The organism is Geodermatophilus chilensis, from assembly GCF_002802985.1.
Classification (GTDB): Bacteria; Actinomycetota; Actinomycetes; order Mycobacteriales; family Geodermatophilaceae; genus Geodermatophilus; species Geodermatophilus chilensis.
Map to the genome: position 1 here is coordinate 1 of NZ_NVPT01000196.1, position 8,402 is coordinate 8,402.

10 protein-coding genes and 2 pseudogenes are annotated in these 8,402 nt (G+C 70.6%); 9 read left to right on the forward strand and 3 right to left on the reverse strand.

The window, feature by feature from the left end; translation table 11 throughout:
- Nucleotides 1-186: pseudogene (locus CNO22_RS23435) on the forward strand (hypothetical protein); the annotation flags it as partial.
- A gap of 8 nt (nucleotides 187-194) precedes the next feature.
- Here the strand turns inward: CNO22_RS23435 and CNO22_RS23440 are convergent.
- Together CNO22_RS23440 and CNO22_RS23445 are read right to left on the reverse strand one after the other, a co-directional pair.
- Nucleotides 195-437 carry a hypothetical protein gene (locus CNO22_RS23440; RefSeq protein WP_100501679.1) on the reverse strand — a complete coding sequence of 81 codons (243 nt, stop codon included), beginning with the start codon at nucleotides 435-437 and terminating at the stop codon, nucleotides 195-197.
- A gap of 102 nt (nucleotides 438-539) precedes the next feature.
- Nucleotides 540-1,889 carry a dihydrolipoyl dehydrogenase family protein gene (locus tag CNO22_RS23445; protein WP_100501680.1) on the reverse strand — a complete coding sequence of 450 codons (1,350 nt, stop codon included), beginning with the start codon at nucleotides 1,887-1,889 and terminating at the stop codon, nucleotides 540-542.
- A 257-nt stretch (nucleotides 1,890-2,146) separates the two neighbouring features.
- On the opposite strand from CNO22_RS23445, the pseudogene CNO22_RS30240 reads away from it, so the two are divergent.
- The 8 genes and pseudogenes from CNO22_RS30240 to CNO22_RS30250 all read left to right on the forward strand — a co-directional run.
- Nucleotides 2,147-2,446 (forward strand): annotated as a pseudogene (locus CNO22_RS30240) (hypothetical protein); the annotation flags it as partial.
- Nucleotides 2,447-2,466: 20 nt separating this feature from the next.
- Entirely contained in the window at nucleotides 2,467-2,790 is a 324-nt protein-coding gene (merB, locus tag CNO22_RS29430; protein WP_269799626.1) for an organomercurial lyase, read from the forward strand.
- A 596-nt stretch (nucleotides 2,791-3,386) separates the two neighbouring features.
- Complete coding sequence (locus tag CNO22_RS23455) at nucleotides 3,387-3,986, forward strand: TlpA family protein disulfide reductase (protein ID WP_100501681.1); 600 nt, start codon at nucleotides 3,387-3,389, stop codon at nucleotides 3,984-3,986.
- 157 nt (nucleotides 3,987-4,143) lie between these two features.
- Nucleotides 4,144-4,485, forward strand: a complete 342-nt coding sequence (locus CNO22_RS28585; protein WP_198588559.1) for a hypothetical protein — start codon at nucleotides 4,144-4,146, stop codon at nucleotides 4,483-4,485.
- Between the two features lie 89 nt (nucleotides 4,486-4,574).
- Entirely contained in the window at nucleotides 4,575-5,126 is a 552-nt protein-coding gene (locus tag CNO22_RS23465) for a peroxiredoxin family protein (protein ID WP_157937087.1), read from the forward strand.
- A complete protein-coding gene (locus CNO22_RS23470; RefSeq protein WP_100501683.1) occupies nucleotides 5,123-6,118 on the forward strand; it encodes a cytochrome c biogenesis CcdA family protein in 996 nt (331 codons plus the stop codon). The genes CNO22_RS23465 and CNO22_RS23470 overlap by 4 nt, the downstream gene beginning before the upstream one ends.
- Nucleotides 6,119-6,245: 127 nt before the next feature.
- Entirely contained in the window at nucleotides 6,246-6,515 is a 270-nt protein-coding gene (locus CNO22_RS30245) for a BlaI/MecI/CopY family transcriptional regulator (RefSeq protein WP_157937088.1), read from the forward strand.
- A gap of 416 nt (nucleotides 6,516-6,931) precedes the next feature.
- Nucleotides 6,932-7,126 (forward strand): M48 family metalloprotease, encoded by a 195-nt coding sequence (locus CNO22_RS30250; protein WP_108724388.1) that lies wholly within the window; start codon nucleotides 6,932-6,934, stop codon nucleotides 7,124-7,126.
- A 518-nt stretch (nucleotides 7,127-7,644) separates the two neighbouring features.
- Here the strand turns inward: CNO22_RS30250 and CNO22_RS23480 are convergent.
- Nucleotides 7,645-8,402: hypothetical protein (locus CNO22_RS23480; protein WP_232807291.1), on the reverse strand; the 758-nt coding region annotated here is incomplete at its 5' end.

Consider the following 8,402-nt stretch of genomic DNA (forward strand, 5'->3'; position numbering starts at 1 on the left):
CGGCCACCGGCCTTCGACGTGGAGTCCTACAAGCAGCGAAACACCGTCGAGCGCGCGATCAACAAGCTCAAGGACTTCCGGGCGGTCGCAATGCGCACCGACAAACGCGAGTTCGTCTTCCGCGGCACGATCGACGTCGCCTCGATCAAGATCTGGCTCCGCCACCCCGCCGACCACGATCTATGAGACACGCCCTAGTGCGCCCCCCGTTTGAGGTCAGACGTCTTCGACTCCGTACGCGGCACATGGCAGACGCCGTCACAACGGTGCCGGCTGCGCACGGCGAAGCCGATGAAAGCCGCGGCGACGGCCAGACCGATCACTCCCACCACCAGGTTGTCGGTGAGGAATCCGGTCGGCGCGACAAGGGCCGCGAGGACAAGCAGCTTCACCCCGCAGCAGGCCAGCACCGCGCCCAGCAGTCCGAGTTGCTTCATCGCTTGATCTCGATTCGTTCCGGCTGCTCAGCCGGGCCAGGCAGCGGCCGTCGTCCTTCGGGTCGCCAACCTGGCCCGTTGCCACGGTGTGGAGTTGCTGGATCAGAACTTGAGCCGCTGGATCCCGTTGAGCCACCCCTCGTTGTAGGTGGGGAACTGCGCGACCTGGTCGAGCAGCCGCTCGACCGGGATCTGCTCGCGGACCGCCAGTGCGGCTGTGTGGATCCACTCACTGGCCTGCGGTCCCACAGCCCAGGCGCCCAGCAGGATGCGTCGGTCACGATCGGCCAGGACGCCGAGGTGGCCGCGCGGGTTGTTCTCGTAGGTCCAGGGGCGGGCGATCGCGTGGCTCAGGTCGACCTCGGCCGTGACGGGGGAAAGGCCCCGCTGCTCGGCCTGCTGGGTGGTCAGTCCGACCGCCGCGACCTCGGGGTCGGCGAAGACCACACGCGGAATCCCGTCGTAGCGCGCGACGCGCTCCTTACCGGCGATGTTGTCCGCGATGACCCGACCCATGTACATCGCGACATGCGTGAACGGCATCACCCCGGTGACATCGCCCAGCGCCCACACGCCATCCCCGGCCCGACAGTGGTCATCGACCACGACCTGGCCTCGCTCGCCGAGCTCGATGCCGACTGTTTCCAGCCCGAGGTCACCGGCTCGGGGGGTGCGGCCGGTGCCGACGATGATGACGTCGCAGCGCACCTCCCCGCCGCCGTCCAGCTCCACGACGGTGTCGTTGCCGTCCCTGTGGACCCGGACGGCGTTGGTGTTGGTGCGGACGTCGATGCCCTCGTCTCGCAGGTACTGCTCGGTGAGTTCGCCCGGTCGAGGCTCCTCGCGGGCCAGCAGGCGGTCGGCGATCTCGAGGATGGTGACGCGTGCGCCGAAGCGCCGCAGGAACAGCCCGAGTTCCACACCGACCGCGCTGCCGCCGATCATGACCGCGCGCTGCGGGATTTCGGTGAGGGTGGTCGCTTCTCGGTTGGTCCACACCGGCACCTGATCCAGTCCCGGGATCGGCGGAATGGAGGCGTCGGATCCGGTCGCCACGACGATGTGCTCGGCCGAGTAGGTCTGGTCGTCGACGTCGACCCGACCAGGGCCGGTGACGCGGGCGACGCCCTTGAGCACCGTCGCGCCCGCCTTCTCGTATCCCTTGACCTGATTGCTGTCATCCAGGTGGCGGATCATGTAGTCGCGGTAGTCGCGCGTCGCCGGCCAGTCCAACTCTGCTCCGTCGACACCGGCGGCGCGGTCGACCTCGCCCTTGGCCTCTGGCGGGCGCAGCAGCGTCTTCGAGGGTATGCAGGCCCAGTAGCCGCACTCCCCGCCGATCAGTTCCCGTTCGACGACGGCTACGCGCTTGCCGGCCCTCAGCAGCTGGCTGGCGGCGACCTCACCGCCGGGCCCCATCCCGATCACGATCGCGTCGAAGTGCTCGGTCATCGCGCTCCCTTGGTCCAGGCCCGCCCCCGGGCGTTGCGAGCTCCATCCGGGCAGGAATGATCCGGATGGACGGATGCCATCAGCGCCTACCCCACCCTCGCCACGAGAAACTCCAATCCCGGAAGCGGTGGCGACAGAGGCTACGTCCGAGCGCGCCCCGCCCGGCTCGCACCACAAGACGTATCCGGCAAGGGGGATGTGTCACGCGTAGGGTGTCGTCCGCATCTTCCTGGTTCTCCACCGAAGGACGGACCCGAATGACGGACCTCGATCAGCTCACCGAGGACCTCACCGGCACCCTGCGTCGGAACGACACGGACATCACCTGGCTGCAGCCGGTGGTGATGCGCCTGCTGGCGGGAGGCAACCCGGTCAGCGTCGAGCAGCTGGCCGACGCAACCGGCCGCTCACAGCCGGAGGTCCGAGCGACCCTGGCGGCCATGCCGGACACGGAGTACGACGAGGACGGCCGCGTCGTCGGCTGGGGGATCACTCTCCGGGAGACTCCCCATCGCTTCACCGTCGACGGCCACCCGCTGTTCACCTGGTGTGCGCTCGACACGCTGATGTTCCCCGCGTGTTCCCCGCGATCATCGGCCGGCCCGCGCAGGTGTCCTCACTCTCTCCCGCAAGTGGGGACCAGGTGCGCGTGGAGGTGGAGCCGGATCGGGTCGTCGCAGTCGAGCCGCCCGACGCGGTGGTCTCCATCGTCACCCCCGCAGAGACGTCCTCCATCCGCGGCGCCTTCTGCAACCGCGTGCACTTCTTCACCTCCGCCGACGACGCCCGCGGCTGGCTCGACGATCACCCCGACGCTCAGGTCCTGCCTGTCGCCGAGGCATACGCACTCGGCCGCCGGCTGGCTGAGCGGATGCTCACCGGCGACAACCGCTGCTGCTGACCACCACACGGGGACACCCTCGCTCGACGAGGCCTACCGCCGACAAGCCGCGCGGTACGTTGATGACCCACCGAGAAGAGGCGCCCGCGCGGAGGCGTGTCGGCTTTTGGGCACGATTGGCGCGCGTTGGCCTGCCGAGCCCGACGGCTGCCTGAAGAGGACGGCACCCGCCAGTCGCCGAGGGTCAGCAGTGCCATTCGGCGGAACCCGACCCGGCGTCTGCTGCGCTGGGCACGTGACGCCGCGCCGACGGGCAGGGCGAGCGTCCCGCTTCACCTTGCTCCCGGCGCGGCGTTCCGTACCGATGATGGACTGACCCCCACCCGCTTGCGCTCGCCCGACGAGTGGTCGGCGCCTCCAGTCGGACACGGCGGAGGGCGCGGCGGGGGCAGTGCGGGAGTGAGACGGCCGCGCCGCGTCACGTGCGCAGCGGACCGTTCCCCGGCCCCGGACGATGACCCTGCCGCGGGAGTCCGGAGAAGAGTCCTTCGGGCAAGTCACCCCAGCCGCCGACGCGCCGACCACGAGCAGTTCTCCCGGCACCACGTTCTTCGACTACCTTGTAGAAGCTACTCCGATCCGGATACGGTGATGTAATGCTCCAGCAGCCCGGCGCGGAACGTCCCGCCCGTCGTCACCGGCGTACGAAGCCGATCCTCTTGGTGGCCGCCGCGACGCTGATCGTCGGAGGCGTGGTCGCACCCTCTGTGATCAGCAAGCCGCAACCCGAGCGGAGCGCCGGGCAGCCGGTCGCCACGGGCAACCGTGACACGAGCCCGTCCGCACCGTCCGGGAAGCCGTCGGCAATCTCCACGGCCGACGTCGACACGCTGGCGCTGGCGTCGAAGCCGACCGTGTTGTTCTTCATGACCAGCGAGGGGTGCGGCGCCTGCATGGAAGAGGCCGCGGCGCTGAACCGGTTGGCGCCGACCTGGGGCAACGCCGTGGACGTGGTCGGCGTCGAGATGGTGCCCGGCACGCAGGACAGTTACCTGCAGGCCTTCTCCGCGGCGGTGGGTGGCCTGTCGTTCCCGCTGGCCGTCGATGACGGTCGGCTGGTCGACCGGTTCGACGTCCAGGCTCTGGACACCACGGTCGTGCTGGACCGACACGGTCGCGAGGTTTTCCGCGACGCCGTTCCCAGTGATGAGACGACGTTGCGCCAAGCCGTGGCGCGCGCCAAGGACCAGGCGTGACGGCGGCAGCAGGCTTCCTGCTCCGTCGCGACGTCCGCCCCCGGCGATCACCTCGACCACGCAGGAAGACGCAGCCGAGCATCGTTTACGGCCGCAACACCCTCGCCCGGGACCGCACACCCCTCAGCCGCACGCAGCCCATTGGAGAGAGGCACCGATGACCCAGGACAACGACGACAAGGACGGGTCCAGCTCCGCCGGCTCACTGCTGGGACTGGGTGCCGTCGGCGCCGCGATCCTTTGCTGCGCCGGGCCGGCCCTGGTCTCGGCCGGCCTGCTCGGCGGGCTCGGCGGCGTGTTGCGCAACCCCGTGCTCCTGCTGGCCGCTGGCGCGCTCCTCGTCGGCGCGCTCGTTCTCACCAGGGCACGACGGTCCCGGCCAACCGGGTCGGCGACCTGCTGTCCGCCCGACGTGCCGCAACCGGCCGAGGCTCGGCGCGCCCGACCCGCCCCCCATCTGCAGGACTCCACCGACAGCCGAGCTGGAGGACGGAACTGATGGCCCCGAAGACATCGTCACGGCCGGGCCACGGTTCTCGTGGCCGCACCGGTCCGGCCGCTCGGCGGCGGCCGTCGAGACACCGATGGGTGCTCATCGCTGCGGCCGCCGCGGCGCTCCTGGCCGCCACGACCTGGATCTCGCTGCGCGGTGGCGCGGGTAGCGCCGCCGAGGGCGCCCCCGCGAGCCCGGATCGCATCGAGCTCTTGGCGCAGGGGGGCCGGAACGTCGGCGACCCCGCCCCGGAGTTCACGGCGTCCACGACGAACGGTGAGGACTTCAGCCTGCCGGCGGACAAGCCCGCCGTCCTCTTCTTCATGGCCGGTTGGTGTGCGACCTGCTATCCGGAAGCGGCTGCCCTCGCCCGTATCGGGCAGGAGTACGGCGACGACGTCGCCATCCTGGCGGTCAGCCCCGATCCCAACGACAACGTCGAGGCGCTGCGCCAGTTCGCCGACCAGGTCGACGCCCGGTACGGGTTCGTGCACGACAAGGACGGTGCGCTCACCGCCGCGCTGGGCATCCAGGCCCTCGACACCACCGTGGTGGTCGACGCCGACGGCACGATCGTTTATCGGGACGGCGTTCCGACGTCGGAGCCCATCCTGCGTGAAGCGTTGGCGAAGGCTGGGTTGACGTGACCCTCTGGTTGCTGGCGTTCGGCGGCGGCATGCTGGCCACCGTCAATCCGTGCGGCTTCGCGATGCTGCCGGCGTTCATCGCCTACTACTTCGGCGACGACGACGGCTCCCAGCATCGCGCGCTCCCAGTCTCGCGACGCCTCGGTCAGGGGCTGTCCGTCGGCGTGGCGCTCAGCCTGGGGTTCGCCGGCACGTTCAGCTTGGCTGGTCTCCTGGTCGCCTTCGGGCTGCGATCGCTGGTCGGCGCCGTGCCGTGGGCGGCGGTCGTCATCGGTGGGGTGCTCGTCGTCCTCGGGCTGGCGATGCTGACCGGCCGGCAGGTGTACCTGCGGATCGGGAAGAACGTCCGGCCGGGCAGCGGCCGCGGGTATCGGCGCATGATCTGGTTCGGCGCCGCCTACGCGATCGCCTCGCTGTCCTGCACGCTGGCCGTCCTGCTGGCGGTCATCGCCCAGGCGACGGCGACGGCCAATCCCCTCCAGCTGCTGGGCGTCTTCGCCGGCTATGGCCTCGGGGCGGCGTCGGTGCTCATCGCCCTGTCCATCACGGTCGCGCTGGCCAAGGAGACCGTGGCCCGGGCGATGAGGAAGGTCCTGCCCATCGCCACCCGGCTCGGCCCCGCGATGCTGGTGCTGTCGGGGGTCTACCTCATCGGCTACTGGCTTCCGTCGCTGACGGCGGATCGCCGCGGCCCGTCCGCCCTCGGCAGCCTGACCGAAGGGCTGTCCAGCCGGCTGACAACCTTCCTCGGCACGAATCAGGGACTGGTTGCGGCTGTCGCCGGCGCGCTCCTGATCCTCTCCGTCGCGGCCCTGGCACTCCAGCGTCGTCGGGACAGGAGGTTCGCACCGCCCGACGCCGAGGTGCAGGACGACTGCTGCGAGCCGCAGGAAACTGAGCCGTCAGTTGGCGCCGACGAGGTGGATTGCTGTGCGCCCGCGCATCCTCGGGCCACGATGAACGGCAGACACCATCCGTCCGAGCAGTCGTGACCGACGGGGGCCACCCGGCCGGACCGCCGCGCGGTCGTCGCCGGGCATCGCCTGCCCGCCGCGGAGGCCACCGTGCTGACCGTCCTGTGCAGACGGGCCGACCCCAGCTGGCAGCGAGCTGATCCCCTTGTTGGACCAGCCTCGAGCCCACACCACCGTCCTGACCCTGCTCGCCCGCCTGCAGAACCGGGGCGTCATCCGGCGCGACGGGGATGGGCGAGCGCACCGCTACCGCGCTGCAGGAGCCGAGCAGCAGCTGGCCGTGATGGCGCTGCAGCGAGTCCTGGACAGCCTCGACGATCCCCACGCCGCGGTGGTGGCCTTCGTCGATCGGCTGCCCGCCAGGCTGCGCGCCGGCCTCCGTCGACGCCAGCACCAACCGCCTCGGGACTCATGACGGGGTGGATGATCCCAGCCGCCATGGTGATCTCGGCGACCGTCCCCTTGCTGGTTCTGCGTCGCCGAGGTCACGTCGCCGGGCCGGCAGTGCTCGCGCTCGTTTTCGCTGGTCACCTTGGTGAGCCTGATGCTCCTGCCGCTGGCGGCGGCGGCCTGTCTGGCGCAGAGCCTCCTCAGCGGCGACCAGGCAGCCAGGGTGCTGGTGCTGGCTACGGCGGGCCTCGCCGTCGGCATGGTGGCCCGTGCAGGATTCTCGGCCGTCGAGACCCGGCGATCGCGGCGCTGGCCTGGACCGCCGCCAGCGACCACTCCCGAAACGGCGTCCAGGTGGTGCCGGTCGAGAAGCCTCCGGCCTTGTTGCCGGTGAGGTCGTCGTCGTGTCCCGACGGGTAGCCCTGGCGTCAGCCGGGGGAACTGGACGCGGTCATCGCTCACGAGAAGGCACACGCAGCCGGCCGGCATCCCACGCTGACCCTGACCGCCACGGCACTGCGTCGGGGGCTGCTCGGCTTTCCGCCCGCCCGCCGTTTCGAGATTGCGCTCCGCGAGCAACTGGAGCTACTGCCCGACGATCGACAGCCGCCGAGATGGGTGACCCACGCCCGGTAGCCTCGGCGATCACCCGCCTGCGCCGACGGCCGCATCATCCCGTCATTCAACGGCGATTGGAGCGACTTGGCGGCGGTCCTGCGCCGACGCCGGGTGGCGACCGGATCGTCTGGGCGGCGACCGCAGCCCTCGGCACGCTCACCGTGGTGGTAACCTGGGCCGCGATGCGCGCCGGGTGGGTGTTCGCCGCCGCCGGCCCGTGCCTGGTGGTCCGCGCCGGGATGCTCCGCCTCCTACTCCCCCCTCCACCGCACCCCTACGCCAAGGGCGCCACGACAGCACGCTGACAGGCCGGGGCGGGGCTCGCCCCAGGACGTGCCTCGCACCTGAACGTCGCCCGCACGTTCACCACCCGGACGATCTCCGCCGTACGGTCGAGCACAGCAGCCGAAACATGTCTGCGACCTACTCTGCGCGGTCCGCCGGCTCATTGCGGTCCGCCGGCGACGCCCCCTGCGAGCCTGCACCGCTCAGGGCATTCCAGGACACAGCGGTTCCGGACCACGAGGACCTGCGGCTCAGCTGGCCGCCTCGACAAGCAGACTCTGGGCCGCCACAGGCTTAACCGGCGACGGGGAGAGCCCGAGCCGCCGCTGCAAGGACGCCAGCGAGAGGATCGTCATGGCGATCATCGCGACCAGTCCCAGGTCGTAGAAGGGGGAGGAACTTCCGAGAAACCACGTCGCGATGGAACTGCCTGCGACCGGTCCGAAGAGGAGGGCCAGCACGGGAAAGATCGCAGGGGCGCAGCAGCAGCAGACGTTCAGCCCCACGGTCCCGGTGAAGGCCATGCCGGCCAGGCGGCCGGCGCCGGCCCGCCCGCGGGCGCGCTCGGCGCGGCGGACACCGAGCGCATGCACCGCCGCCGCCCAGGCAAGGCCCATCAGGGCAGCAACCGTGACGACCACGGCGATAGCGCCCAGGCTCAGCGCGCCGAAAATCTTCGGTCCTGGCAGCCAGAACTCCAGCGCCGGCCACGGCGCGAGCGGCCCGTGGAACCAGCCGAGGTCGACGAAGGCCGGGGTGCCGGGCGGCGCCATGTCGTGCTCTTCCGGCACCGCCACCATGTTGCTGCTCCAGCCGGCCAGGGCGGCGTAGGCGCCCGCGACCGTGGCCGCCAGCCACCGATGGCCCGCCCGCGCGAACACCCGACGGACCGGAGTTCCGAAGATCACACGCACATGCAGGCTTGATCGATAGCGTTGTCGCTGGTCAGCGGGTCGGGTGTCGTCGCAGCGCCTAAATCCTGTAGGCACACGGCTGGTGCTTTTCAGCT